This is a genomic window from Mesorhizobium sp. M7A.F.Ca.US.006.01.1.1, from assembly GCF_003997935.1.
Taxonomy (GTDB): Bacteria; Pseudomonadota; Alphaproteobacteria; order Rhizobiales; family Rhizobiaceae; genus Mesorhizobium.
On the sequence record NZ_RZQL01000006.1, the window covers coordinates 42,992 to 69,925 of the forward strand.

Below are 26,934 nucleotides of genomic sequence, written 5' to 3' on the forward strand. Positions count from 1 at the left end.
TGATAGGCGCTGCGGTCACACCCGCCATGTTCGAACCAGTTCTGAAACTGTCCCACACGGTTGTCTCGTGGCTCAATGATACAGCAGCGCCGCGCACGCCGTTTCAAAGCCGGATCAACGAGGTGCCGCTATCGGTGCGAACGGCAGGGCTTGTCTGGCAGCAGGAACCTGCTGCCATTCCGATGCTTGACTGCGTCTGGAGAGTGGGAGCCGAAACGGTCATCTTGTCACTGTCGCGCCCGCTCGTAGAGGAGTTCATCACGACAGTGCAGAACGGCTTGGCCTTCCCTTCCGAGCCAACTGCTTCGCTAATTCTCGAACTCGCTCTGGAGCCGCTTGTCACTCGACTGGAGGAGACGACGCGTCTGAACGTGCAACTCGTGCGGGTATGCGAAGCCACGATGCTGGCTCCTCATCTTGAACTCGACATCATTTTCGGCGCGGTCAAGGGCAAGGGCCGTCTATTCCTGTTCACGCCACTTGACGGCTTAGTACCGCCTGCGTTTCGCGCGCTAGGCGAACTGCTTGCCCAGTTGCCGCGGCAGCTGGGCGGGCTGCCTCCAGAGCTCCCGCTCATTGTTGCAGGAGAGGTCGGCACGCTTCGCCTTCCTGCGGCGCTTCTTCGAAGCGCATGTGTCGGTGATGCATTGTTGCCCGATATTGCGCCGTTCGGCCGCGGCCAGATCACCCTAGCTGTCGGCCAGTTGTGCGCCGAGGCGGATCTTGACGGCGATGAATTAATCTTGCGGGGGCCTTTCCGCCCGCGACCGTGTCCTTTGGAGAGTGCGCATATGACACAACCCGGATCGCAACTGGAGCTTACTAAGGATCTCGACGATGTCGAGATCGTGCTTGTCTTTGAATGCGGCCGCTGGCCTATTTCTCTTGGGGAATTAAGAAGTGCCGGCGAAGGGCATATTTTTGAACTTGGATGGCCGATCGACGGCCCGGTCGACATAGTGGCCAATGGTCAGCGTATCGGGCGTGGCGACATTGTCCGCATCGGAGAAGAGCTGGGCATCAGGCTCCGTGGCGGGTTTGCATGCAATGAGTGAAGCTCAGCCGACAATCCTGGCGCTTCTTGCGGTTACCGCCGGACTCGGTCTGCTGGTTTTAGCAGTTGCCACGACAACGGCCTTTGTAAAGGTATCAATTGTTCTTTTCCTCGTCCGCAATGCGCTCGGGACCCAGACCATACCACCCAATGTGGTGCTGTACGCCGCGGCGATGATCCTCACTATGTTCGTTAGTGCGCCCGTTGCTGAGCAGACCTATGACCGCATGTCGGATCCCAAGCTCCACTATCAGACATTCGACGACTGGGTAAGCGCCGCTAAAGCCGGAAGTGAGCCCTTGCGCGAGCATCTCAAGAAATTCACAAATGAAGAGCAGCGGCGATTTTTCCTATCTTCGACAGAAAAGGTCTGGCCAGAGGAAATGCACGCTGCAGCCACGCCTGATGACTTTGCAATACTTGTACCATCTTTCTTGCTATCAGAATTGAAGCGCGGATTTGAGATAGGATTTCTACTTTATCTGCCTTTTATTGTTATAGATCTGATAGTGACAACTATCTTGATGGCAATGGGTATGTCGATGGTCTCACCAACTGTTATATCTGTTCCGTTCAAGATCTTCTTGTTTGTTGCCATTGATGGTTGGTCAAAATTGATGCATGGGCTTGTGCTGAGTTATACGTTACCGGGAGGCTGATCATCACTGAATCCAGCATCATTACTCTTATGAGCCAATCACTGGTGGTTTTCATGATCTGGATTCTACCGCCGCTCATTGCATCAGTGGTTGTCGGCCTCGTCATCGGCATCCTCCAGGCGGCGACGCAGATCCAGGATGAAAGCTTGCCGCTCACCGTGAAGCTTCTGGTCGTTGTCGCGGTGATTGGGCTGTTTGCTCCTGTGCTAAGCGCCCCGCTCATAGAGCTAGCCGATCAGATCTTCACCGAGTTTCCCGCAATGACACTTAGCTACTAGTCCGCCCCATGGACGCGCCATCGGCCGATATTCAAATTCTGATCCAGACGGCTTTCGAACTCGTCGTTGCGGCAGGTCTTGGGGCAGCCCGCGCGATGGGCATCATGCTGATCTTTCCCGTATTCACACGCTCGCAGATCAGTGGGCTGATCCGGGGCTGTTTGGCTGTTGGCTTCGCACTACCATGCCTGGCACACGTCAGCGGCGGATTGCCGGCGCTGGATCCTGATACGCGCCTGATCCAGCTAACCCTGCTCGGATTCAAGGAAGTTTTTGTCGGTGTACTCCTTGGCACTTTTCTTGGCATTCCGCTTTGGGGCCTTCAGGCTGCCGGGGAGCTTATCGACAACCAACGCGGCATCAGCAGCCCGACCGCTTCGGCCGATCCCGCGACGAACAGTCAGGCTTCCGCGATGGGCGTTTTTCTGGGGATCACTGCGATTGCCATATTCGTCGGATCAGGAGGCCTGGAAACTTTGATCAGTGTCCTGTACCGCAGCTACTTGATCTGGCCGGTGTATCAGTTTCACCCGACACTGAGCGGGCCAGGAGCAATGGAGTTGTTGGGGCTTCTCGACAGCATAATGCGCACGGCATTATTGGTTTCGGGGCCTGTCGTGTTCTTCCTGATACTGATTGATATATCGATGATGCTGCTGCGTCGCTTTGCCCCGCAATTTAAGGCGAGCCAACTGTCTCCGGCAATCAAGAACATTGTCTTTCCAGTTCTCATGGTCACCTACGCTGCCTATCTGGTGGAGAGCATGAAACTGGAGGTCACACGTGCCAACGGCGTGCTGGAGTGGTTCGACAAATTGCTGCCATGAGCGACACAAGTGAAGAGAAGACACACGCCGCCAGCCCGAAGAAGTTAAGTGAAGCGCGCAAAAAAGGACAGCTGCCACGTAGCTCCGATTTCGTCCGCGCGGTCGGGACTTGCGCTGGGCTCGGCTACCTTTGGCTAAGAGGCAGCGTGATCGAGGACAAATGCCGGGAAGCGCTCCTATTAGCCACCAAGTTGCAGAGCCTACCTTTCGATACCGCGGTGCCGCAGGCATTGGTTGTGCTCGTCCAACTCACAGTCGCGGCTGTTGGCCCGCTGCTTGGAACCCTTGTCGCCGCGGTGATTTTGGCCAGCCTGCTAGCCAATGGTGGATTTGTCTTCTCTCTGGAGCCGATGAAGCTCAGCTTTAAGAAAATTGACCCCTTTGAAGGGCTGAAGCGCTTGGGGTCTGCTCGTTCCATGGTCGAAGTCTGCAAGACCATGTTCAAGGTATTGGTTCTCAGCGCAACCTTTTCCATTGTCCTTCTCGGGATGTGGAAGACAATGGTCCCTCTGCCGATCTGCGGCATGGGCTGTGTTGGCCTCATCTTTATGGAGACAAAATTGCTGATGGGAATTGGCGCCGGCGCACTGCTGGTCGGCGGACTGATCGATCTTCTGCTCCAGCGCGCGTTGTATCTGCGCGAAATGCGCATGACCAATACCGAAGTGACGCGCGAGTCGAAGGATCAGCAAGGAGCGCCAGAGTTGAAAGGTGAACAGCGTCGCATCCGCGAGGAGGCGGCCGACGAGCCTGCGCTTGGCGTGCATCGCGCCACGCTGGTCTTAACAGGAAGGGCGGTCCTGATCGGTCTGCGTTACGTTCGCGGTGAAACCGGGGTGCCGTTCTTAGTTTGCCGTGCCGAAGGTGAGCGCGTTTCACATGTGTTGAGCGAGGCGCGGGCACTACGCCTGACGATCGTCCATGACCATGTCTTAGCGCGTCAGCTGATAGGCACTACAAAACTCGGCCACGCGGTTCCTATGCAATATTTCCAGCCTGTCGCGAAAGCATTCTTTGCCGCAGGCTTGGCCTAGTCATGGAAGTCCACGACTGCCCAGTTCAAAACTGACCTGGCTCCATGCTAGTGGCAAATGTCGGCTGGCCATCCGTGCCCCAGTGTCTCTGTCAGGCCAACCGCGCAACCGCGGGCCTGGGGCAATCACTCCCCTCGGATCTGCCACCCAGCAACTACGGCAAGTCCTCCGGGCATGACCTTGCAGCCTCTGCTGGCCGGTGCGTGGCGCAGTCCGAGGTTTTGAGGCCGGCAGTGCGGATTTGATTGGTGCAGCCGTTGGAATGCCCTCGTCAGCTAGTCGTCAACTAAGCGCCCTATGTTGAACAGCCGTGCTAACTTGAGCTCGGTTGCGAAACATAGGAGTACGAATCGTCATGTATGGTCGAATTGGTGGCTCATCCGATAGTTACCGCGCGCATAATGCCGGCGAGCAATCGGATGCAGGAAGCGAAGGGTTCGCGGACACATTTGCCCGAATGCACTTATCCGGATCGGAAGGTAGCGGCGCCTCATCATCGGCGGCTCCCCAAGCATACTCCCTCAATTCCCGACCTCCTGTGGTGGAGATCAACAGGACTTCCTTCAGGAGACAGGTGAGGCAATTTCATGGTGATGAAATCACGCACATCGCCGACAATCCTCAAGAGTATTCGGAGTTCGTATCGTCACGAGCCAGGCGCACCGCGGACGTTGCTCAGCAATATGGCATCCGTCGAGATACGGAGCACGCGCGATATTTCAGTTACCAATTGGGAGACCGGAGTGCCGGACTGCTGAGAATGGAAGGCGGATTCAGCATGAACGAGTTCGAATCGGAAAGTTGGCGGGAACAATTTCCTGGTCGAACTGAGGTCACTTCCATAGTGGATCTTCAAGTCGCCCATCCGCTCGTCGAAAATGCGGGCGATATTCTGCTGGAGCATCAACTTCGGATAGACGGCGACCGACCGTTGCTGAATTGGCGTGCGGCTAATCCGGAAGCACAAGCGCGCGCGCAGACGATGGGGTTTGTTGAAGTGGATCATGGCGACCTGGTGCTTGACCCTACGCAGCATCCCGACAAATGGACGAAGAACAGTGCCGGTGAGTGGCAGCGTGCAGGCAAACCTCCACTCTATCTCCACAAAACCGAGGATAGCGACAGCAGCGATAGCGGGTCCGACGACGATTTCATGTGATTTGTCGACCCGCCGCCGAGCCTTGCAACTGGTGACGGTTGCAAGGCTGTTGGCAGTGAATGCTAATTGTCCGGCGACAGCCCCGCCTTAGCGCCAGCGCCGCCGAGCAATCCAGCCCATCTCCCAGACAATAAACTGCGGATGCGCATCGTGGGTGCTTGCGAGCGGATTGTATTCGGGCCGGAACTCCGCCTCTTGGAACCGAGCTCTCCCGAATCCAATTTTCTCCACCACACCGTTGGGTCGTTGCGATGCGCCGATCCCGATCGGATCGGCTATGCCTGCTCCGCGCTCGCAGGAAGACCTTCCGCCTCGATCTTGGCGGCGCGATCTCGGCGATAAGTTGGATGGGAGGCAAGATACGCCGCCACGTCAACAGCCGGTAACGCGACATCGCAAATCGGCCCTGACGGTAGCCGATCGACTCCAATCGCCGGACCGCAACTCGCGCAGCGGCATTCGCGGTTTGGCCAGGAGAAATGCTCGCTGACTCACAGCGTGGCCGGCCGCATTCTGAGTGCCCTGTCATGCAGCCTGCGCCGACGGGAGCTCGGCACGCGAATGGCGTGGTTGGCGGCCAAGCCCTGAGGTCAACAAGGACTTACAGAAAGCGGGGGTGAGTTTGCCGCGATGAATTATGACCTTCTCGCGACCGGACCTAGCATCGGCTTCCTCTCGCTCTCGATTGTAGCCGCGCTGTTCGTTGGATTTAACGTGGCAAGCGGTGAATTCGGAATCAGCCAGCCCTTCCAAGTTTCTGGCCATGACGGGGCGACTCGTGTGGATGTGCACCCACATCGGGCTCGGCATCGCACCATTGACCAGCATCTTGGGCTGCAGCTTCATCTCAAACAGCTTTCCTGGCTCGCCACGCAGCGCGACCGGTGCCTCCGGCGGCATCAATTCGTCGGCATTGCACAAATGTTCCAGGTATTTTTGCGCCGGAAATGCGTAGGTCTTCATGCAATCAGTCGTAATGCCGGCTTTTCCTTCATTCAATGCGTTGGCCTGTCCCAGCACCATGTTCAGCAACCCTTTGAGCTGGTCTGTGCGTTCGTGCACTTTGGGTAGCTGGGTGGAGGTGAGTAGCAGGCGTACATTACGCCCCTGCAACCCGGCGAGACAGGTTTGCATCTCAATGGCCTGGGCTCGCAGGTACTGGGCCACATCGTCCACGACCTTACCGGCCTCCTCAGGCTTCATCTGGCGCACTTGGGAGACGACGCTTTGCTGACCGGCCAGATCGAACTGCAAAAGTTCGTCCAATCGTTTGAGCCGCTCCGTCAATACCTCCATTGACAACGCGGCGCCCCCGATTGTCGAGCCTGCCCCCGACGAACTCGCAGCCACCTCTTGCGCTCTCACCTGTGTACTCGCAACTTGATCCGAGCGCGCGAGAACCTTGGCTGCTGGCACTGTGCCGGCGTTCGCAGCGACTGGTGTTGATGGCTGCCCGGCGGCAGAAGTCCCGGCGCGAGCTGCCGACTTATGCTTTGACTTCCCTTTCCTTCGCGCTGTAGTGCCTTCTGACACTGCAGCCGTACCAGCAGTGTCAGCCGGTATCGCAGCGCCTGCCCTGGCCGGCATCGCAGCGCCCGCCTGGGCCTGTGGCGCCATGATGGCTGACGGCGGAGACTGCAGGTTCAACAAGTGCATGGCATCGTGCGCAGTGATCCATGCATCGTCCACGATCCGTTCGAACAGTTTCAATGGGAGGCCGGCATCTGGGTAGGTATGGCTTAGCTTGGTATGCACCTCGTGCAACGCCAATCCAAAATCCGAAAGCCGCTCCATGATTTTTTCTACAACCGCGCAATCATGAGCGTTGAGTGTTTTGCCATCATCCATTATGCCCTTCGCCAAAGAGAGGGCGCGAAGAGCTTCTTGAGCGGCGCTTGCCATCAGCTGCACCACTCCATTTCGACCGACGAGGAGTTCCTTCAAATCTGGCTCGAACCTGCTCGCCCGCAGTTCAATCTTGGCCCGCGCAAGACCGATCCGCTCACGGACCAGCCAGATCCTGACACTCAGTACCGAGCCGGCACGCAGCCGCAGTGCGCACCGCTCGGCTTCCCGCATCACGGGCGTTCCACTGGATAGGCTAGCGGTGGCAGCGCAGGCGGATCGCTGCCGTTCGGAGCGCCATGCCTTTTTTTCCCACCACTTAATTGCCGCCGTATGGTGGTTCTCCACATTTAAAATCAACAGCTCCTGCCGGTCCGCCTGGGAGTAGGAGTAGAGTTTATCGACCATACCTGCCGCTTTCTTGGTCTTTTTGTCCAATTTCGTGATCGTCGACAGGCCAAGTTTGTCTACTTCATTCGCGGCGTCGCACACGATCTGGCAACATCTACGCACCTTGTCGTCTGGCATAATTGTCTGCGCCTCAGCCGCAGGCAGGCTAGCGCGGTACTCCAGAATTGCTGAGGCTGCATCGACGACCCCACTGATCAGCTCCACCGCCTCCTCGGGGACGTCGGTTTTCCTGGCCGCAGCCTCGCAATCAGTCAGTTGTTGAACAAGACTGTTCATTCTGAGCTGTGTCGGACTGATATCTTTATTTGACGATGAGCTGGTGCCTTCCACCTGCGCGGTTGATAGTTGGCTACCGACCGGCGCCATGGCTTCGCCCTCAGACATGGAGGGAGAACCGCGCCGCCTTGCGGCTGCGCCACGTGGCGCTACGGTTCCGCGTGGTGGCGCAGCGGCTCCACGTGGCGGTGTGTTCAGGATTTGATCTTCGCCAATCGAGGCGCCTGGCAGACTTTCGCGGGCATCGCCTGGACCGCGCGCAACTGGAAGGGAGGAGGGCCTCCTATCGGCGTCCCCAGAGCGCATCTGCTCCACAACGGAATCGAATGACTGTCCACCTTCTCCCGCAGCAAGACTTGATTGCGAAAGGGAACTGCTCGCCCGCCCCGCGCGGCTGGCTCCAGTTTCAGCCTGCGATTTCCGTGGTCGGCCAATGCCCTTCATATTGCGTCTCCGTAGTAGGCGAGAATGTGCTGCTATTGTGCTGGCGGCTGACGAGACCAGCGGCATCTTTCGGTTAACGTCACGGTCAGCCAGACCCGCGACGGCGTAATGTTCCCGCCAAAGTGCTTCTCAGTAGCAGGCCAAGATTGGCCCGAGCTCACAGGACTTTCGCAACGTTGCCATCGATGTCCTGAGATTATCAGCGCTTCAGTCCGCCGATTTCCAGGAACAGCGAATGAAATCAGACCAACTCGGCTAGCTCCCCTTCCTAGACACGTGCCTGACGATTTTATTGATGCGTCACTCCTCTCGTTCGCCACCGACAAAGTCACACATTTGCTTCAGAGAAGCGTGTGCGTTGCGTATCACGCGGACCATTTCGATCTATAGTTACAAAAAGTGTCGAGACGGGACCTTTGGATCCGAAGGTCAGGCACGGCCGGCCTAGATAGACCGCTTGGCTGACGATTAGCTGACGATGGGAGTTCTCACGAACAGGGCAAGAAAATCCGACCGCTTCAAGCTTTCGATATGGTGAGAAGAGGATCCGCACCGGCCTCCCAAAGCCGGCAGACCATCCCATGTTCGTACGGTCGCCGACCTTCTCGAAGCCAATGAGCTCACCGCGCCGGGCCGTGATGTGCAGGCGAGAGAATGGTGATGCAAAGACCGAGTTCCTGCTCGTTGCGTGCGCCCGTGGAGCCAGCAAGAATACGGTCATTGCGGTCATGCAGCACGTGGACCGTGTCTCCTGTTCGACACCACAGCATCGAGGATGCAAACGAGCTGCTGCGGCTGCCATTCGGTCGCGGCATGCGTGGACGGCGGGATTGGCCGAACAGCCGAGATCGTGGTCGACTGTTCGATGCGAGAGCAACATCCTGCAGAGCATACGTTTTTGCGCTGGCCGGTTTTTGTCAAAAGCCGTCAGGTTCTCGAAAGCTCCCGCCCTTAGCTTGATCGAGGCTAACCTTTAACACGTCGCCGCCAATGGCAAATGCCGGAGTACCTGATGATAGCAGCAATTGGGAGTGGAGTTGGCAACCTCGGGACTTCCTTGATCCGAAAGGGCCATGGGGATTCGAAATCCGAGCATTCTGGTGATGGCAAGCCGGCTGATGGCAATGATGGCAAGCCAGCTGGTGGGAATGATGGCAAGGCAGCTGGCGGGAACGATCGGGCGGATAACCGGACCGTTTCAAATGATCAACTTCAAGACAACTCACAGTCTGCAGCACAAAGTGAAGCCTTCCAAAGTATCCTGCGATCGTTCGCGTTCCAATTCGCGAACGATGCGATGGCTGAGGCCGATGAAGCTTTGGATGACACAGAAGATGCCTGACGCGGGAAATCCGGCGTGAGGTCATACAGGCCGTTATTGACGGCACAACTCCAACAGAAAAAGGAATGATCATGGCTGCAGTTGATAATAATAAAAAATCAGGCAATACCAATACCAGTAGCGCCGGCAATACCGATAAAACTAACAGTGGCACTCCCGGCAATACAAGCGGAGCTGATGCTACTGCTTTTCAGGCGCAAGTGCAGGAACTAACCAATGTTAGCTTGGAGGCGACGAAAAGGAGTGTCCAGTTGCGCACTCTAACGACCAATCTCCAGACCATCAAGAAGGCCGCCGACGAACGCGTTTCGTAATGTCGGAAGCGGGTTTTAGACTGCCCCCTAGCGCGTCTCCTTATTGACGCGACGTAGTCCCGAAATGAGCCGCATGGCAATTGCCATGCGGCTTCTATCCTGTTTGAGAGATGCTCTGTGGATGACGCCGTTTCCCTCCGTTTCGAAGTGCGTTCGGGGCACTATTGCGGTCTGACCGGCAAGACGGATCTTCAAAAGTGTTTAATCGGCAGCGGCTTCGATGCCGATTTGGTCTTTGTCGAGCAGGGACTGGCACCGCATCACCTTCGTGTAACTCTTCTTGGCAAGTCGATCGAACTGGAGGCGCTTGCACCCGGACTCAGTATCGAGGGCAACCGGAATATCGCCGCAGGCCAGTCCGTTGTTGTGCCCCTTCCTGTCGTCCTGCTCGTAGGCGAGATGTCCATTGCTTTGTCCGTGCAGGATGCAGAGCCGCCTGGTTCGACCGGCATACCGCGCCTACCGATCGGTGTGCTCGCCATGGTCATAATCAGCTCACTCGGGATCGGCGCGCTTTCAGGCACGATCTCCTATCTTGGCAATGCAAGTGGATCGAGCCCCAATTCACTTCGGGCTGAAGTCGCGTCCAGAACGATCAGTCACCGCGCTGACAATGAACTTACGGAGGCAGCGGCCCAAGAGCTGCAGGAGGAAGTCGATCGAGCGGGTCTTCTCGACGTCAAGATTGGGTCGGCAAAGGGTGTTGTGACCGCCGAAGGCACCGTCACGTCTGAATCGGTCATCAGTTGGCAGAAGCTTCAGCAATCGTTCGATCGTCGCACCAAGGGTACTCTAACACTGGTGAACGGAGTGCTCATCAAAGAGGAGAAGGCGCCATCCGCAATCGCGGTCGAAGCTGTGTGGCATGGGGTCCAACCATATATTGTCATCGACAGCGAGAAGTATTTTGTCGGCGCCATTTTGGCTGATGGATGGGTGGTCGAACGTATTGAGGACAGCCGTGTGCTGCTGAGCAGGAATGGCCGCATTGCTGCTCTCCAATATTGAAAGCTCGCAGGCCCCATCAAGCAGCACTCTATGGCCAGCCAAACATCCTGTCGCGCTCGGTGCTGACAAGCTGGCTGCGTTGGAAACATTTGCTGCCCAGCCATTTCGCGCCTGCTTGTGGCTCTCATGCAGGGTCACGCGCTGGCCAAGGCTGAGGCGCCTTCGGAGTTCGAAAGCCACGTTTCATGGCGTAACAGCAGAGTAAGTCTCAACCGATTGCAAAGGTGTCTCGATGGCCAACGTCCTGCGTGACTTCATCAAGCGTGCGCCGGCCAGCCCGGATTTAATGGTTGCGTTGATGCTGCTTCTGGCTGTCGCGATGATGGTCATGCCTATCCCGGTCGTGGTGGTCGACGCCCTGATAGGATTCAATATGGGGTTGGCCATACTGCTGATGATGGTTGCCCTGTATGTCAGTACTCCACTTGATTTTTCCTCTTTGCCCGGCGTTATTTTGATTTCCACTGTATTCCGTCTCGCGCTCACGGTCGCAACGACGCGACTGATCCTGGCCGAGGGGGAGGCCGGCAGCATTATTCATACTTTTGGCGATTTCGTCATTTCAGGCAATATCGTGGTGGGTTTCGTCATATTTCTGGTCGTCACCATGGTGCAATTCATGGTCCTCGCGAAGGGTGCCGAACGGGTGGCAGAAGTGGCGGCGCGTTTCACGCTGGATGCTCTGCCGGGCAAGCAAATGGCGGTCGACGCAGAGCTACGCAACGGCCACATCGATGCCAACGAATCCCGCCGGCGGCGCGCCGAATTGGAGAAGGAAAGCCAACTCTATGGCGCGATGGACGGCGCGATGAAATTTGTGAAGGGCGATTCCATCGCCGGGCTGGTGGTTATCTGCATCAACATGCTGGGTGGAATTTCGATCGGCCTGCTCTCCAAGGGCATGTCCTTCGGCGAGGTACTGCATCACTACACTCTGCTGACGATAGGCGATGCATTGATATCGCAGATTCCGGCCCTTCTGCTCTCCATTACTGCGGCGACCATCGTCACCCGTGTGACTGGGACGGCGAGGATCAACCTCGGTACAGAAATGGTCAGTCAGCTCACGGCCAGCACTCGAGCCTTGCGACTGGCGGCCGGCGTCCTGGTTGTAATGGGGTTCGTTCCTGGGTTTCCCCTCCCCGTCTTTCTGATGCTGGCCGCAGTGTTCGCTGCGGTAAGCATTGTCAAGGCTGATGTGCTGGGCGCCGGCACTGCCGATGCGAAAGGTGGAACTGCAGCGGAGCCTAAGCAAGCCGCGCCTGCGAAGGAATTCCCGATCGCATTTTTTCTAGCGCCAGATCTTATGCAGGCGGTCGATCAAGCCGAATTGCAAAAACATATTGGGCGCGTTTCGCTCCTGGTCACAGCCGATCTGGGCATTATCGTTCCTCGCATCCCTGTCTTGGTTGACGAGCAGCTGCCTGAATCGCAATTCCGAATTGATGTCGAGGGCGTGCCAGTCGAACAGGACGCCTTAGATCCAAACCAGATGGCGCTCCGAGCCGATGTAGCGCACGTCGACTCGAGCGGTGTCCCCCTTAGACGTGAGCCGAAAACGGACAGACTCCCGGTTGAACATACCCCTGCAAAGGCCCTTACGGGCGCCGGCACGGAGCATAGGGCTCCCGGCGAACTCCTCGCCTTGCGCGTCCATGCAGCGTTGACCCGCTACGCACCGCGATTGGTGGGCATCCAAGAGACCCGACATTTCCTGGGCCGAATGGAGCAGGAATATTCTGAGCTTGTGAAAGAGGTGCTACGCACGACGCCGATTCCTCGGATTGCCGATGTTCTGCGCCGCCTCCTGGAGGAAGGTATCCCAATCCGCCACACCCGTCTCGTGTTGGAGGCATTGGCCGAATGGAGCGAGCGTGAGCAGAACGTTGCCCTGCTGACGGAATATGTCCGTTCTGGTTTGAAGCGACAGATCTGCCACCGCCATGCCAACACGGAGGGCATCGTGTCCGCCCTGGTCGTCGAGCGCGAGAGCGAGGATGTGATGCGTGGCGCGGTTCGAGATTCGGATGCAGGCCCCTATCTCGCACTGGAGGATCGGCAAAGCGAAGCGATGCTATCACAGATACGTCAGGTCCTTTCGAACGCAGAACCGGGTCAAACCCGCCCTATTCTGTTGACGTCGATGGATGTCCGACGTTTCGTCCGCGGCTTTCTGACGCGAAACGGGGTTGATCTCGCCGTGCTGTCTTATCAAGACCTCGCCTCCGACTTTACAATTCGCCCCGCAGGATCCGTCACACTCCCGCACGGATCGAACAGCGGATTGTTAGAGTAGTCCCACCTTTCCTAACTGAACGCCACGCGCCTCCCCGATAACTGAGAGATAACATGAATAGTAATACAGTTTCTCCATCGCCTATGTTTCTGCGCCGGAACTCACTTCTTTTTGCCGTACTCGCCATTCTGCCTTTGGGCGGTTGCGCCAGCTGGCAAAAGCCGGCTCTTTCCGTGCAGGAGACATCTTCCCCCGAGTTGCTCAGCGCCGATCAAATCGATCCGGCTATGCGCGAACGCATTTTGCGCGAAGTTGGTCAGGATGTTCAAGAGCGGGCTTTGCGGGATGAGGTGAAGCAGCACCCGGACAATGTTGATGCGGCGATACGACTTACAAATGCCTTGGTGGGCCAGAAGCGCCCGCACGAAGCGGTTGAGGTGCTCGACAGCGTCTTGGTTGCAGCCCCAGGAAACGTACGTGCATTGAATGCGAAGGGCGTGATTTTGGACATTGAGGGGCGGCATGACGCGGCACAGGCCCTGTATCGGCGAGCTCTCGAAAACGAGCCAGGCAATCAGATGGTGCAGCATAACTTCAATCTGTCGCTTGCCTTTAACGGCAAGTCCGAACAACCAAGGTTAGCACGATCGCAATAGGTGGGCACAGTGCATGCGCAGCCTGTTCCCCGGCTCGAACACGCGCTCGGCTCCCATCATAGATGGCCCCCTGAAGAGAGCCATATCTATGCAAAACAGTTGCTCCAGATCTGGCCGGCAGAGATCGGCAGGAGAGCCGGATGACATCACGCGGCCACCCGCAAGGCCACCCGCCTCGCTTCGTTGCCAGAGCGCCCTCTCCCTCGCCGGTCACCGTCTCGCAATGCGGCGACCTGGCTTAAGGCGGTCGACCGAGCGCCCGATGCAGTAGCCATGAATACGTAACGCAGCGATGGACCCGCCGGATCGTGTCGCGCTTGTGCTGGCCGTCCCTGCCATTACAGCACGGTGATTGTAGCTGGATCATATTCTAGAGGCATCGATGGTGTGGATGCCTTCGATCCAAACAATCGATTTGTTGAATTCGTCCGCCTGAGGAAATTAGCTGCGGCGATCCGACTTCCGACGCCTGCAGGCGCAAAACCAACAGCGTGAGCGCTGCGGGTCCGGAGGCAGGCTGCAAAGTGCAATCACCAGCGCTGATAAGCGGCAAGTGAAGAATGTATCGCTCGGGCAACTCCTGTGTTGTGCACGGTTGCCCCGCGAGGTGAACTGTAGCAGCTTGGCAGCTCAGCGTTCACGAAAGGAGAAAAGATTTGGGGCCAAGCAAAGACCGGCTTTTTTGATTGTCTTGCTGTATCGCTATGGTGGGGCGGGCGCGACCGCTCCCATAATTCAATACGCTGCCTTTAGCGATGGACGATGACGGGATGCGTCGCCGAGACTTCAATGGTGGAGGAGCAGCGCACCCGTCGATCCATTTGCTTTCAGCGGCAACCGCCACTATGAAGCGACACTTCGCCCAACTGTGTTTCAAGCTGCCCGGAGAAGTTTATGACAGAAGAACCCCACAAGACCGACATCCTCATCGAGCTCACTGCCGATGTTGTATCAGCCTACGTCTCCAACAACCCCGTCCCGGCGGGGGAGCTTCCTGCCCTGATCGCCCAAGTGCACGGGGCTCTAAACGGCACGGCTGGACTCATACCGGCAGAAGAGCCTGTGCCTGTAAAAAAACCTGCTGTCCCGATCAAAAAGTCGATCGAACCGGACTACATCATTAGCCTTGAAGACGGCAAGAAATTCAAATCGCTAAAGCGCCATCTGGCGACGCACTATGGTCTGACCCCAGACGAATATCGCGCCAAATGGGGTCTGCCGTCGGATTATCCCATGGTGGCGCCGAATTACGCCGCTGCGCGCTCCGCCTTGGCCAAGACCATGGGACTCGGCCGCAAACCGAAAGAGCCGGAAGCCCCAGCCACGGCGCCGGCGAAACGGACCCGCAAGAAGGTCGCAGCCTAAATCCGTATCAACAGTCGTTCGGACGCGCAGCAGCCGTTGGCCCAATCTGCGCGGAATCAAAGGGCGGGGATGAGCCCCGCCTTTCCCGTCCAAGAGCCTCATTTCCAGAGTAATTCATGATGGCTCCAGCAATCCCTGCCGCGGCATTAACTTGCATGCTCCGGCCCGGGTTTCGAGCCGTCAATGCGTTCCGGCGATGACGAACCTTGCCAAGGCTTTCCCGGACCGTTAGCCAGCCTTGCTGAGGCTGCCTGCAGAGGACTTTCCCGTGCGGCGATCCTGTTCCACCTCGTAGTTGATCTTCTGGCCCTCATTAAGGGTCGACAGGCCCGCTCGTTCAACAGCGGAAATGTGGACAAAGACATCCTGACCGCCGTTGTCAGGCTGAATAAAACCAAAACCCTTCGTGCTGTTGAACCACTTCACCGTTCCAGTCGCCATATCCATTCCTTTGTAATAAGTCGCAACTTAGGCAGGCCATTCACGCCAGCCTGATTTGTACACGAGACTTTAGGCGCATCAAAATCGGAAAATTGCAAGGCCCACTCGATCGCCTGATCTCCAGCAGCAACTGCAACATATGCGAGGCGCGTGCCAGACGAGGCGTATGCCAGACGTTTCGTCGTGCGCTGTCGCTCGAACGTTGACAGAAACAATGACACACCTTGCAAACTCGGCACATCTTGTGGACGTGCTCGGGTCGCTTCTCGACTGCGATACCCGCTCCTGACCGGGTATCGTCGGCCAAAATGAGAGTTTTTGTCATGTGCCGCCAGACCGAAAGATCAGGCGCGCAGCGACCTGCACATTCAAACCGGAACCCGCGAACCTCGATTAGCTTCTGCCTGCTCCGAAGGGCGGTAGCCTGCTCTGAGGCGGGCCACTGTCGGGTTGAAAACCAACTGTCGGGTTCGGAACCCCAGATTGTCGGCAAGGTACGCGCCGCCCACTGGTTGGCCAAAGGGGCACTGGCTCCTGATCCTGCCGCCATGCTCGCCCGATCTCAACCCGATCAAGACAGGTCTGCTCAAAACTCAAGGCGCGGCTGCGGAAGAAGGCGGCCAAAACTTTCGACGCTCTCTGCGGAACTCTCGGCGATATCTGCCAGCTGTAGGAGCCAAATCAAAAACCATTAATTGCGACAGGTGATTTTATGACATTCATTGCGAAGAGGCCAGAATGAACAGCGGAAGAGAGTAGCAGCTCTCTGGTCGCGGCGAGGTGGATCGTCGACACGATCGGCACCTGGCCCGTGCGGGGATCGCACCGCAGCCAGCACCAGAGCCAGACCTTGACCGCTTGCCTTGCTCAGGCGCCACAACAACGAGTGGCTGGAAGCAGATCCACGTGAACTCAGCGATATCGATCAGACGATGCTTACCCTCATGAAAGCCGATCCCGACGCTGTCCAGCGCCGCGAAATCCTGACCAGCATATGGCGCATCGGATGCCACCGCCTGCACACTCACCATCGACATGCCGGAACTCGGAACCAAAGGCCGCAAGCCTCGCCGGCCTCGGCAAAATGGAGCGGCCGCGCCTTCATCCGGGGCGGCCGGGCCAATGTTCGCCAGGCCCTCTACATGCCCGGCCCTTCGCCCTGCGCTTCAACCCCGACCTCAAGGCAAAATACCAGGCGCTAAAGGCGGCAGGCAAACCCGCAAAGGTCATCATCTTGTTGCGAAAGCTCCTCATCCTAGCAAACGCTCTCCTCAAGGCGCAGCGAAAATGGCCCCTAAAACCCTTGACCGAAACGGATACCTTAGCCTTTCAGGTGAGGCGGGCCGAGATAGACCAACCGCGGGTTTAACTTCGCGAGTTTAAGCTGATTATGCCGATGCAACTCTAGCGCCTGCGCGACCGTTTTAGCTTCCATCAACAAGGCGGCAGGCTGGGAGGAAGTACCCTCCCCTGCCGCGAACAAGCTTTGGACAAAGCCCCACCTTGTCCGTAATGTGATCGGGAGGCCGGGGCGCGGCGGTGCTCAGCGGATGTGACGCGCGAGATCTGCGACCCTACCCATCAGCACTTCCATCGGTCCTCGCTGGAAGATGCGCAGCCAAAGCACCGCAAAAGTGCTGATAACCACAACGAAGCCAAAGAGCGTGGACAGGCTCTCGTCTTTGAAAATGTTTATCTTCATAAGATAGGCTATTCCCGCAATGTGCAGCACATAGGCCGTCAAAGACATCGAGCCGACTGCGATTATTGGCCAGACCAGCTTTCGCAGACGCGGGAGCGCATCCACAGCGAGCATGCAAGCCGCCAAGATGATCATTGCGCAACCGGTGCTGCCCACGATCGAAAGCGTCGTTTCGCTATGAGGTGCGGCTATCCATGACGACTTGACTATAAATGACGACTTGGAAGGCTCAAAAGCGCCGTCAACGTCAGACCACCACAAGGAGGTTTCAGTCAAAGCGCGGGAACTCAGCGCGAGCAAGGATCCCCCATGGCCCAACACGGCCAGCGCGACCCCCGCCAGACCAAGGCGCCAATGCGCTGCTAGCGTATTAAGATTAAGGCGCGCGATGGCCATGCCAGCGATGAGGAAAGGAACCCAGGTCACCGCGGGATAGTAGCCGTTGACCATGAGGTTGAAGACCGGGTCGAGGAGGTTGGGGGCAACCGACAGAAGGGAGGAACGGACTTGCGGGAGAACTAATGCCGTAGCGGCAGCGATCAAGCCCAGCTGATATGCGCTGAGCCGATGGAGCGGCAATACCAACAAGAAGCAAATTCCGTAGTATTCTAGGATGACTTCGACCTGGGTACCGAGGCAGCCCAGGATTGAGCCAAGCGCGAGCAAAACAAGGGCACGAATTGCGACTCTGGCGATGGCCTGTCTACCGGCTATCCCCGACTTCGGCGCCTTGCGACCTGTAATCAGGAGGATTGAAAAACCGGCCAATACGGCAAACAGGGCCGACGGCCGCCCATGGGTTAGTTCCATCAGAAACCCGACTAGTCCTCCTTCGCCGGGGTCGGGACCGAGATGGGCGGCATACATCCCGAAGACAGCCAGGCCCCGAGCGAGGTCGATGCCGACCAGCCGATCTACTACCGACCCATTCCTAGCGTCGGCAACCGGTGCCTTCATTACCATGGTAGATTCCCTTGTTGGGTGTGTGGATCGCGGGAGCCGCGATAGGAGAGCCGGTCGGCTGCTGCCGTCGCCTCGTGAAAGGGTTCAAAACATCGCGCCATCTGGCGCATCGAGCCGGCGACAGAGCTGTTCAGCCATTAGCCTGGGGTAAGAACAACAGATCGGCTCACAAAGCCTGTGTCACGGACCTGAAAAGTGGTGTCGCGGAACCGTCGTTTTTTGCATGATGGCTAAGCCGAGAGATCCACTGCACCGACGAGAGACTCAGCGACGTTAGATATCCGATCAGTACGCCGCGGCTCCGCCGGTGACGATCACCCCGGGTGTCAAGGCCAGGGCGTAAACCTGCCATAATCTGTGGTAGTGCGCCCGCGACCAATCCGTTCGACAAAGCTCGGCGCATGGTCGAGCCAATCATATTCTTCCATGTGGCTGTTGCCTGAAAAACCGAAGACGCCGTTCGCTGGTCCAGCTCCAGACCTCGGCCTGCGTCGGTCATTAGAACCGGCGCGCCTGTTTCCCAAATCAATTTGCTGATGCAGCCGCCGGGGGTCACATTGAGCAAAAGTGCCGAGTTCAGGACGGGTTTCATAGGGGCTCTTCGTTTGGCTTTGTTAACGACCCCTTTCTTGCAAGTTGTAGCTGACAGCAGCCTGAAAGCTCCCCAAATAATTCGCTGCCGCCGGTTCAGCCTATTGTCAGCTTCGACCAATAAGATGGGAGCCTTGCCCTCATACCGGAGCTCGGCAGCATGATGCGAATACTGCTCACTGAAGACGATAAGGACCTTGGAAGTGCTATGCACGATCATTTGGTGGCTGGTGGCCACGCGGTCGACTGGGCCAAGAACCTGTCCGAAGCGCGCGATTATGCAGCTGTGGTCGGCTACGACCTTATTTTGCTCGACGTTCACCTGCCGGACGGCAATGGGATCGACTATCTGCGGGAGCTGATCAAGGAACTTGAATCGGCACCGGTCATCATTCTGACAGCCTGCGATCGGATTTCGCATCGCATCGAGGGCTTCAACGCTGGAGCCGACGACTATTTGGTCAAGCCGTTCGATCTGGGGGAACTCTCAGCGCGTATCCATGCAGTGGCACGTCGCCATGGGCATTTTCCGGAGCCGCAATTTTCGGTTGGGACGCTTTCCATACAGGCAGCCGAGCGACGCCTCTTCCGCGACGGGCAGGAGGTCTACCTGACTTGACGCGGATGGGCGGTGCTCGACTACCGTCTGCCCCAGCCCTGCACGGTCGTTTCAAAAGGGAAGATCGTGGACGCGCTTTTCGGCAGACGGCGCTGATTCATACTCTAAAAGAAAATTCGGCTTCCAGTTGCCTTGGCCATGACTTTCCTTCCCGAGAGATGGGTGACAGTTCATTCCGGATAGATGGGTTACACTTTCGGCCCTTTGCAAGGAGAGCAAGGTGCCTTGGAAGGAGTGTAACGTCATGGAAGAGCGGCTGAAGTTCGTCGCCCGGCTGCTGGACGCGAGAAGATGGCGGTGCTTTGCCGGGAGTTCGATATCTCGCGCAAGACCGGCTACAAGATCCTCACGCGCTACAACGACAGCGGCCTGGAGGGCTGACGGACCGATCGCGGCGGCCCTATCGCCACGCCAATCAGCTTCCGTTTCAAATCGAGAAGCTGATTGTGCGCCTCAAGCAAGACAAGCCGACATGGGGTGCGCCGAAGATACGCGAGCGGCTGGCCCGGCTGTATCCGGATGTGCACCGGCCCGCGATCTCGGCCGTGCATGCCGTGCTCGACCGCCACGGCATGGTCGAGCGCCGCAAGCGCAGGCGCAACAGGGCGACGGGGACACCACTTTCAAACGGCTGTCGCCCTAACGATCTTTGGTGTGCCGACTACAAGGGCGAGTTCGGCAGAGAACACGGCCGGGACAGGGGATCACAAACACTTGACCGTTCCAGACCCTGGCAGTGGCGCATCGATTGACCGTTGGCTCTGTTCGTGGGCACCGAAAATAGGGCCTTCTTGGTCCTCGGCAGAGAATATGGCCCGGACGGGGGATAACAAACACTTGACCGTTCCAGACTCTGGCAGTGGCGCATCGATTGACCGTCGACTCTGTTCGCGAGCGCCGAAAATACGGACGACCCCTATGGTCAAAGTGCACTTCTGACCTGCTAGGCACTGTTCGATAACTGGAGGCACCCGCTACGGTGCCCTCGTATTTAAGACACCTGTCAGTTTCAAGCCTGGACATTGACGCGTGGCGCGGCTGCCATTCGTTGACCGCCACGTCGAATTGCCCGCCAACCAGTGTACAGCCGCCGGTGGTCACATTGAGCAAAAGTGCCGAGATCAGGAGGGGTTTCATAAGGCCTCTTCGTTTGGCTTTGTTAACGACCCCTTTCTTGCAATTGTAGCTGACAGCAGCCTGAAAGCCCCCAGATATTCGCTGGCGCCGGTTCAGCCTACTGTCAGCTTCGATCAATAAGGCAGGAGCCTTGCCCTCATACCGGAGCTCGGCAGCCTGATGCGAATACTGCTCATTGAAGACGACGACGACCTTAGAAGTGCTGTGCACGATCATTTGGTGGCTGGTGGCCACGCGGTCGACTGGGCCGAGGGCCTGTCCGGAGCGCGCGGTCATGCAGCTGTGGCCGGCTACGACGTTATTTTGCTCGACGTTCACCTGCCGGACGGCAATGGCATCGACTATCTGCGGGAGCTGATCAAGGGGCTTGATACAACGCCGGTCATCATTCTGACAGCCCGCGATCGGATTTCGCATCGCATCGAGGGGCTCAACGCTGGCGCCGACGACTATTTGGTCAAGCCGTTCGATCTGGGGGAACTCTCGGCACGCATCCGTGCAGTGGCACGTCGCCAAGGGCATTTTCCGGAGCCGCAATTTTCGGTTGGGACGCTTTCCATACAGGCAGCCGAGCGACGCCTCTTCCGCGACGGGCAGGAGGTCCACCTGTCTGGACGCGAATGGGCGGTGCTCGACTGCCTTCTACGCCGGCCCGGTTCGGTCGTTTCAAAGGGGAGGATCGAGCACGCGCTTTATTCATTCAATTCGGAGTTCGAGAGCAACACAGTGGAGGTTTATGTCAGCCGGCTCCGCAAGAAGATCGGCGGGGATAGAATAGCAACCGTGCGTGGCTCCGGATACAGGCTCGTGGTCACATGACGAACTCGAACAGCATGACGAGAAAGCTGATATCGTGGTTAGGCGGGGCAACGCTCCTGGTTTGGATCGCCGCCCCAACCATTGCTGCGTTCATTTTTTGCAATAATGTAAACGAAAGTTCGGATGACTTGCTCCAGGGGAGCGCAGAGTACAGAGAACCAGAGCTGATCAAGGTCTTGAATGGAAAACACGTTGATCAATACAATAACCACTTGCCAACTTATGAAAAGTACTGGACCTATCGTGAGCAGGTTATTAATAAGTACGGGGTAGTGCTTATTTCTGAACCGGAAGAGGGTCAGCAGCCCTTCCCTGATGCTCCCCTGAGTAACGGCTTTTGGCGAAACGCTGATTACCGCGTCTACACAGAGGAGATCCAAGACGGCGTGTATCATCAGTTGGCCGAACCGCTTGATGGCCGCCGTACCACAATCGCGAAGGGCGCACTTTTTGTCTTCCTTCCGACACTCGTGCTCCTGCCCTTTAGCTTAGCTGTTTGGTGGATCGTGATCCGGCGCTCGCTGCGGCCAATCGAGGTACTGCGACAGCAGATCGGATCGCGCGACGGCGGCAATCTGTCACCAATGGACTTGGGCGATTTCCCGGCAGAGTTGGCTCCAATCGCGGCATCCGTCAATCGGCTTCTCGATCGTCTGCGGGCGGCTCTCGAGGCCGAACGCGAGTTCGCCGCAAACAGTGCGCATGAACTGCGCACGCCGATCGCAGGTTCAATCGCTCAGATGCAGAGATTAGTGGCCGAGCTTCCCAATGGGTCGGCCAAAATGCGTGCGCGCGGCATCGAGCAAGCGCTGTCGAGCCTTGGCCGCCTTGTCGAAAAAGTGCTTCAGCTCGCTCAAGCCGAATCGGGGGTTGGCATGGCGGATCACGCGATCGATCTTGTCCGATCGGTTCGGCTGGAAATCGATGACCTGAGGAAAAAGCCGCAATATGCCGGACGCCTGCATCTTAACGTCGACGGCTGCCCCACTTTGATGCGCAAAGTGGATGTCGATGCGTTTGGGATCCTCCTTCGTAACCTGATCGAGAATGCGCTGATACATGGACTGCCCACTGTTCCGACAACAGTTTCCGTCCAAACTGATGGAACCATCGCTATTGCAAACGCCGGACCGGTGGTGCCCCTCCCCGACCTCGAAGGGCTTACAAAGCGATTTAGTCGTGGTGCTACTCCTGCTGCGGGCTCAGGCCTTGGTCTACATATCGCTAACATGGTTATCCAGCGGATCGGTGGCAGTCTAGAGCTTGCGTCGCCCGCCCGCGGTCGCAATGATGGTTTCGAGGCGATCATACGAATTCCTCAATGACACCGGTGAATTCGACGACAGTTGGACACAGGGCGGATTGCTGGCAAGGCTGCTGACAGGGCGAACTGTACGGCAGTATGTATACGGCGTAGAAATCGTACTTCACACAACGCATTTCGGCCGCGGCAATCAATGCCGCTATCATCGTCTGAGCAGTTCGATCGAAGCGACACGACATGATCGGCAAAATCGAAGGCTCCGCCTCACCGCTCGCTCGATTTCGCCCGGGGAGAAAAAAGGCCATCCGAGAAAGTGCAAGCCGCCGCGCAAAGGCGACGTGTCCAATTGTCTGGGTGCCCCTGTGCGCCGGCCCGATCGGGTTGGCGCAGGTCCAGTAAGGACCCGGACCAACCATTCCATTTAGACGACCGGCAGGTTTTAATCGGCGTCCGGATCGCCGTCCCAAAATGCCCCAAGTATACGGCTAGAAAGGCTGCCAACGATCGAGCTTTGGTCGGAGGCGTGCTTGTCAGCGTCTTGGGTGCTTGACCGGCCTTTGCAATGGCCATCGCCATCGCAAGTATCGTGCGTGGCCAGTGAGACCGCAATTTCATCAGCCTGGAGCCGACCGTATCGGTGCTTTTTTATGATTTAGGGATTTTTCGTTTTCCTCTTGGATCATCACGGGTTTGGAGAGGATCTGGTGTTAAGTGCCATTCGGAGCGCCGGCGAACGGCCCGAAATTAATGTGGTCGAGTGATGAAGCCTCCCGAATGCGTTAAACGAGACCCTTTATGGCGGCCCTGGCTGACAACAGTCTGAAAGCTGCAAGCGGCATGCGAAAATGGGGCGATCCTGAATGACGACAGATGCTATCAACATGAAAGAGGCTCGCCCTGAAAGCTGAGCACGCTTTATGCTCAGGCTGCTGACAAGGCCAAAGCAGCGTAAGTGCGTAGTGAAATCCAAGGTCCACATGGGTCGTCGCGCGTCCCATGCGCCTGGGAAGGCGCCGGCCCGGCCAAGCTTTCCCAGCTCGTCCGCATGATGCTTCGCTGAGCGTCAATGGACGTTGGCGCGAGACCAAGGCGTCGTGCGTTGCAATCCGGACGGTCCAGGGTATCAGGAGTTTCACGGCCTCGGCCCGCTTGGCTGGCCACAGTTGAAGCTCCAACGTACCGGCTGGCACCGGGAAATTGGGCTCTGCGCTGCCTCAACGCTGATGGCACGGTCAATGCTTGCCTACCGATGGGGCCGCCCATGCCGTGATGCTGTCGGTCGACGTTCGCAAACCAGACCCTCGCGAGACCCAGCGAAGGGGCTCGCCGGTACGACGAGGGACCTTACCTCTTTATGCGCGGCATCATTATCGAGGATGACATGTTGCCTTACACGTCGTCCCTCGCGCTCGGGTCTTTGTGGGGCGGATGAAGTCCTGATCGCGGTGGCACTGCTGCATGTTTGCGTAAGACCCATCCAGTCACGATCGCGCTGTCCTTCGATGTCGCGGTGCTGATAGGCGGGCAGATCGGTGTGCGCGGCGCCCGCCAAAGGATCGTCGTCACGCCGGAGGAGGCGAGCGTCATAGCCGGCGCGCCGGCGAAAGGCGCTTTCTGTCGGATGCCCGACAATGTCGGATATCGCAAGTATCAAGGTTGGATCAAACCTTGCGAATCGGGGCTTTCTTACTTGGCACGGGGCATGCTCAGGTATCCGCAAACACCCAATGGATAACGAGCAGACTTCCCATGGCCTCACCATGCCGAAAGTTTCCCGGACGCATCCAAAGATGAGGCTCGCGTCAGGCCCAGCAACACGCTGACGGCTCATGTGGCTCGGCGTCGCGTGCCGATCCACTTTCTCCCAATAGGCGTTCGGGAGACATAGATCCTTCAAAATGAGGAACAGATCACTTTGCCAGGAACGCAGCCCATAACCCCACTCTCCCTACCAGAACTACCAAGCAAGCCCCGCACTCATGGGCTTCGCAGGACGTCCGTTGCGTCCGAGTTGGTCGGCGCGGGGCCGGCTCCGATCCCCGTCGCATGGGAGGACGGCAAGGCGAGGGATTTCGTGCTCGACAACGGCATGGAGGTGGTCGTCATTCCCAACCACCGGGCGCCGATCGTCACCCACATGGTGTGGTACAAGATCGGCAGCGCCGACGAGCCGCCGGGCAAATCCGGCATCGCCCATTTCTTCGAGCATCTGATGTTCAAGGCGACGACCAACCATGCGGGCGGCGAATTCGACCGCGCAGTGTTCGAGATCGGCGGCTCCAACAACGCCTTCACCTCCTCCGACTACACCGCCTTCTATCAGACAGTGGCGCCGTCGGCGCTCGAGCTGATGATGAGCTTCGAGGCCGACCGAATGCGAAACCTCATCCTGACCGACGATGTCGTCAAGACCGAGCGCGATGTGGTCATCGAGGAGCGCCGCTCAAGCACCGACACCAACCCGCAGGACGTTCTCCATGAGGAGATCGACGCGACGCTGTGGCAGAACCACCCCTATCGCATCCCGATCATCGGCTGGATGCAGGAGATCGAGCAGCTGAACCGCGTCGACGCCACCGTCTTCTATGAAAAGTACTACTGGCCCAACAACTCCGTGCTGATCGTGGCCGGCGATGTCGAACCGGACACGGTGCGGGCGCTGGCCGAAAAGACCTATGGCAAGGTGGCGCGCGGACCTGACCTGCCGCCGCGCATCCGGCCGGTTGAGCCCGAGCAGAACACCAGGCGCACCGTCACGCTCTCAGACGCCCGCGTCAGCGTGCCCAGTTTTTCGACGCAGTGGGTGGTGCCGTCCTACCACACCGCCAAGCCGGGCGAGGCCGAAGCGCTCGACCTGCTGGCCGAAATTCTCGGCGGCGGTAACCGCGGCCGGCTCTACCAGGCGCTCGCTGTCCAGCAAGGTATCGCTTCCAGCGCCCGCGTCTATTTCCAGGGCACTATGCTCGACGACACCAAGTTCGCCATCTATGGCGCACCGCGCGGCGATGCCAAGCTGGCTGATCTCGAAGCGGCGGCCGCTGCCGAAGTTGCCCGCATTGCCGAGGATGGTGTCAGCAACGAGGAACTAGGCAAGGCCAAGGACCACTATTTGCTCAATATGATCTTTGCGGAAGACAACCTGGACTGGCTCGCCAGCATCTACGGCTCGACGCTGGCCACCGGCGGTACCGTGAAGGATGTCGAGGAACGGCCGAATCGCATCCGCAAGGTTACCCCCGAGCAAATCAAAGCAGTTGCCGCCCGCTATCTCGCGTTCGACCGTTCGACCACGGGCTATCTCTTGCCCAAGACGGAGAATCAAGAGATGACGCTCGGCGCTCGGCCCCATGCTGCGATGAACATCCAGGAGGTGAAGTCCGAAAAGGGCATCATCGCCTGGCTGGTGGAGGACCACACAGTGGAAATCGTCAACATCGGCTTTGCCTTCAAGGGCGGCACCAAGCAGGACCCGGTCGGGAAGGAGGGGATGGCCAAACTGATGGCCGGCCTGTTCATCGAAGGCGCTGGCCATTACGACAGCGGTGCCTTCCAGGTGAAGCTCGACCATGCCGGCGCCGAAATGAGTTTGGACGCGCAAAGCGACGACATCTACGGATCGATGTGCATGCTTTCCAAAAAGCAGGACGCGGCGTTCGGCCTGCTTCGGCTCGCGCTGAACGCGCCGCGCTTCGAGCAGGGGCCGATCGATCGCGTCCGCGCCGAGATTGTCTCCCGCATCGTCGGCAGCGAGCGAGACCCTAACGCCATCGCTCAGCGCAAATGGCTGCGCGCGATCTATGGCGCGCATCCTTGTTCAAGGCTGGGAGAAGGCACAAAAGAGAGCCTGCCCGGCATCACGCCGTCCGACCTCCGCGCCTTCCACCAGGCCATTTTCGCTCGCGACGGGCTCCATATTGCCGTGGTGGGTGACATTGACGCGAACACGTTGAGGGAAAGGCTTGACCAGCTGTTTGGTGATTTGCCTGAGCAACAAACCCTCGTCCCCGTCTACGATGTCGCGCCGAAACTCGGTCAACTGGTGGAGGAGAACTACGACCTGCCGCAGACTTCGCTGACGTTGGCCTGGCCTGGCGTGAAGCCTAGCGCGCCGGATTTCTACGCGGCCGTGCTGCTGAACGACATCCTTGGCGGCTCATACTTGACTTCCCGCCTTTACGAGGAGGTACGTCAAAAACGCGGCCTTGCCTATCACGTCAGCTCTGAACTAACCCTTGACTCGCTTCTGGTTACGACAGAGACACGCTCGGACTGCGCTGCCCAAACACTGAGCATCGTGCGAGATGTGGTAAAGCAGATGGCGCAGCAAGGACCGACCGGGGCCGAGCTCAAGGCGTCGAAGAAGCACCTGATCGGCGCCTATGCCATCGACCAACTGGGCTCGACCCGCTCGATTGCAGACCGGCTCCTGGATTTGCAGATTCACAAGGCCGACGTCGACTACAACCAGCGTCGCGCCCGCAGCATCGGTC

20 protein-coding genes and 2 pseudogenes are annotated in these 26,934 nt (G+C 58.0%); 19 read left to right on the top strand and 3 right to left on the bottom strand.

Annotated elements, in window-relative coordinates:
* Positions 1-26: 26 nt before the first annotated feature.
* The 6 genes from sctQ (at position 27) to EN943_RS02410 (ending at position 5,011) form a co-directional block, all read left to right on the top strand.
* Positions 27-1,055, top strand: a complete 1,029-nt coding sequence (sctQ, locus tag EN943_RS02385) for a type III secretion system cytoplasmic ring protein SctQ (RefSeq protein ID WP_095769044.1) — start codon at positions 27-29, stop codon at positions 1,053-1,055.
* Entirely contained in the window at positions 1,048-1,713 is a 666-nt protein-coding gene (gene sctR / locus EN943_RS02390) for a type III secretion system export apparatus subunit SctR (protein WP_029354851.1), read from the top strand. Before sctQ ends, sctR begins: the two co-directional genes overlap by 8 nt.
* A 2-nt stretch (positions 1,714-1,715) precedes the next feature.
* On the top strand, positions 1,716-1,991 hold the full coding sequence (locus EN943_RS02395) for an EscS/YscS/HrcS family type III secretion system export apparatus protein (protein ID WP_024505375.1): 276 nt from the start codon (positions 1,716-1,718) through the stop codon (positions 1,989-1,991).
* A gap of 8 nt (positions 1,992-1,999) precedes the next feature.
* Positions 2,000-2,818 carry a type III secretion system export apparatus subunit SctT gene (gene sctT, locus EN943_RS02400; protein ID WP_063169270.1) on the top strand — a complete coding sequence of 273 codons (819 nt, stop codon included), beginning with the start codon at positions 2,000-2,002 and terminating at the stop codon, positions 2,816-2,818.
* Positions 2,815-3,852 (top strand): EscU/YscU/HrcU family type III secretion system export apparatus switch protein, encoded by a 1,038-nt coding sequence (locus EN943_RS02405; protein WP_024505377.1) that lies wholly within the window; start codon positions 2,815-2,817, stop codon positions 3,850-3,852. Before sctT ends, EN943_RS02405 begins: the two co-directional genes overlap by 4 nt.
* A gap of 355 nt (positions 3,853-4,207) precedes the next feature.
* Complete coding sequence (locus EN943_RS02410) at positions 4,208-5,011, top strand: hypothetical protein (protein ID WP_024505378.1); 804 nt, start codon at positions 4,208-4,210, stop codon at positions 5,009-5,011.
* 525 nt (positions 5,012-5,536) lie between these two features.
* Here the strand turns inward: EN943_RS02410 and EN943_RS02415 are convergent.
* The gene (locus EN943_RS02415; RefSeq protein ID WP_224570035.1) at positions 5,537-7,651 is read right to left on the bottom strand and encodes a hypothetical protein; all 2,115 of its coding nucleotides are present in this window, start codon (positions 7,649-7,651) and stop codon (positions 5,537-5,539) included.
* 1,348 nt (positions 7,652-8,999) lie between these two features.
* Between EN943_RS02415 and EN943_RS02420 the strand changes: the two genes are divergently transcribed.
* The 6 genes from EN943_RS02420 to EN943_RS02445 all read left to right on the top strand — a co-directional run bounded on the left by EN943_RS02420 (position 9,000) and on the right by EN943_RS02445 (position 14,908).
* Positions 9,000-9,329, top strand: coding sequence for a hypothetical protein (locus EN943_RS02420; RefSeq protein ID WP_081714433.1), 330 nt, complete (start codon positions 9,000-9,002; stop codon positions 9,327-9,329).
* Between the two features lie 71 nt (positions 9,330-9,400).
* Entirely contained in the window at positions 9,401-9,643 is a 243-nt protein-coding gene (locus EN943_RS38185; protein ID WP_224570034.1) for a nodulation protein NopA, read from the top strand.
* 117 nt (positions 9,644-9,760) lie between these two features.
* Positions 9,761-10,651, top strand: coding sequence for a hypothetical protein (locus EN943_RS02430; RefSeq protein ID WP_024505382.1), 891 nt, complete (start codon positions 9,761-9,763; stop codon positions 10,649-10,651).
* 232 nt (positions 10,652-10,883) lie between these two features.
* Entirely contained in the window at positions 10,884-12,947 is a 2,064-nt protein-coding gene (sctV, locus tag EN943_RS02435; protein WP_063169272.1) for a type III secretion system export apparatus subunit SctV, read from the top strand.
* 53 nt (positions 12,948-13,000) lie between these two features.
* On the top strand, positions 13,001-13,543 hold the full coding sequence (locus tag EN943_RS02440) for a tetratricopeptide repeat protein (protein WP_082826568.1): 543 nt from the start codon (positions 13,001-13,003) through the stop codon (positions 13,541-13,543).
* Between the two features lie 894 nt (positions 13,544-14,437).
* Positions 14,438-14,908 (top strand): MucR family transcriptional regulator, encoded by a 471-nt coding sequence (locus EN943_RS02445; RefSeq protein WP_024505385.1) that lies wholly within the window; start codon positions 14,438-14,440, stop codon positions 14,906-14,908.
* A gap of 228 nt (positions 14,909-15,136) precedes the next feature.
* Here the strand turns inward: EN943_RS02445 and EN943_RS02450 are convergent, their stop codons facing one another.
* Together EN943_RS02450 and EN943_RS02455 are read right to left on the bottom strand one after the other, a co-directional pair.
* The gene (locus EN943_RS02450; protein WP_008874821.1) at positions 15,137-15,349 is read right to left on the bottom strand and encodes a cold-shock protein; all 213 of its coding nucleotides are present in this window, start codon (positions 15,347-15,349) and stop codon (positions 15,137-15,139) included.
* Positions 15,350-16,892: 1,543 nt separating this feature from the next.
* Complete coding sequence (locus tag EN943_RS02455) at positions 16,893-18,014, bottom strand: DUF418 domain-containing protein (RefSeq protein WP_063169274.1); 1,122 nt, start codon at positions 18,012-18,014, stop codon at positions 16,893-16,895.
* Positions 18,015-18,765: 751 nt separating this feature from the next.
* On the opposite strand from EN943_RS02455, the gene EN943_RS02460 reads away from it, so the two are divergent.
* The 7 genes and pseudogenes from EN943_RS02460 to EN943_RS02490 all read left to right on the top strand — a co-directional run.
* Positions 18,766-19,224, top strand: a complete 459-nt coding sequence (locus tag EN943_RS02460; protein ID WP_224570033.1) for a response regulator transcription factor — start codon at positions 18,766-18,768, stop codon at positions 19,222-19,224.
* A 244-nt stretch (positions 19,225-19,468) separates the two neighbouring features.
* Positions 19,469-19,901 (top strand): annotated as a pseudogene (locus tag EN943_RS02465) (helix-turn-helix domain-containing protein); the annotation flags it as partial.
* A gap of 619 nt (positions 19,902-20,520) precedes the next feature.
* A complete protein-coding gene (locus tag EN943_RS02470; protein ID WP_024505389.1) occupies positions 20,521-21,180 on the top strand; it encodes a response regulator transcription factor in 660 nt (219 codons plus the stop codon).
* A complete protein-coding gene (locus tag EN943_RS02475; RefSeq protein WP_063169275.1) occupies positions 21,177-22,505 on the top strand; it encodes a HAMP domain-containing sensor histidine kinase in 1,329 nt (442 codons plus the stop codon). Before EN943_RS02470 ends, EN943_RS02475 begins: the two co-directional genes overlap by 4 nt.
* A gap of 1,401 nt (positions 22,506-23,906) precedes the next feature.
* Positions 23,907-24,179, top strand: a complete 273-nt coding sequence (locus EN943_RS02480; RefSeq protein WP_024505391.1) for a hypothetical protein — start codon at positions 23,907-23,909, stop codon at positions 24,177-24,179.
* Between the two features lie 276 nt (positions 24,180-24,455).
* Positions 24,456-25,760: pseudogene (locus tag EN943_RS02485) on the top strand (pitrilysin family protein); the annotation flags it as partial.
* A 309-nt stretch (positions 25,761-26,069) separates the two neighbouring features.
* A partial coding sequence (locus EN943_RS02490; protein WP_348630095.1) for a pitrilysin family protein occupies positions 26,070-26,934 on the top strand: 865 nt, incomplete at its 3' end.

Coding starts and splice junctions, on each gene's coding strand:
- sctQ (WP_095769044.1), top strand. CDS start 27: ATGTTCGAACCAGTTCTGAAACTGTCCCACACGGTTGTCTCGTGGCTC.
- sctR (WP_029354851.1), top strand. CDS start 1,048: ATGAGTGAAGCTCAGCCGACAATCCTGGCGCTTCTTGCGGTTACCGCC.
- sctT (WP_063169270.1), top strand. CDS start 2,000: ATGGACGCGCCATCGGCCGATATTCAAATTCTGATCCAGACGGCTTTC.
- EN943_RS02405 (WP_024505377.1), top strand. CDS start 2,815: ATGAGCGACACAAGTGAAGAGAAGACACACGCCGCCAGCCCGAAGAAG.
- EN943_RS02410 (WP_024505378.1), top strand. CDS start 4,208: ATGTATGGTCGAATTGGTGGCTCATCCGATAGTTACCGCGCGCATAAT.
- EN943_RS02415 (WP_224570035.1), bottom strand. CDS start 7,651: ATGTCTGAGGGCGAAGCCATGGCGCCGGTCGGTAGCCAACTATCAACC.
- EN943_RS02420 (WP_081714433.1), top strand. CDS start 9,000: ATGATAGCAGCAATTGGGAGTGGAGTTGGCAACCTCGGGACTTCCTTG.
- EN943_RS38185 (WP_224570034.1), top strand. CDS start 9,401: ATGGCTGCAGTTGATAATAATAAAAAATCAGGCAATACCAATACCAGT.
- sctV (WP_063169272.1), top strand. CDS start 10,884: ATGGCCAACGTCCTGCGTGACTTCATCAAGCGTGCGCCGGCCAGCCCG.
- EN943_RS02440 (WP_082826568.1), top strand. CDS start 13,001: ATGAATAGTAATACAGTTTCTCCATCGCCTATGTTTCTGCGCCGGAAC.
- EN943_RS02445 (WP_024505385.1), top strand. CDS start 14,438: ATGACAGAAGAACCCCACAAGACCGACATCCTCATCGAGCTCACTGCC.
- EN943_RS02450 (WP_008874821.1), bottom strand. CDS start 15,349: ATGGCGACTGGAACGGTGAAGTGGTTCAACAGCACGAAGGGTTTTGGT.
- EN943_RS02455 (WP_063169274.1), bottom strand. CDS start 18,014: ATGGTAATGAAGGCACCGGTTGCCGACGCTAGGAATGGGTCGGTAGTA.
- EN943_RS02460 (WP_224570033.1), top strand. CDS start 18,766: ATGATGCGAATACTGCTCACTGAAGACGATAAGGACCTTGGAAGTGCT.
- EN943_RS02470 (WP_024505389.1), top strand. CDS start 20,521: ATGCGAATACTGCTCATTGAAGACGACGACGACCTTAGAAGTGCTGTG.
- EN943_RS02475 (WP_063169275.1), top strand. CDS start 21,177: ATGACGAACTCGAACAGCATGACGAGAAAGCTGATATCGTGGTTAGGC.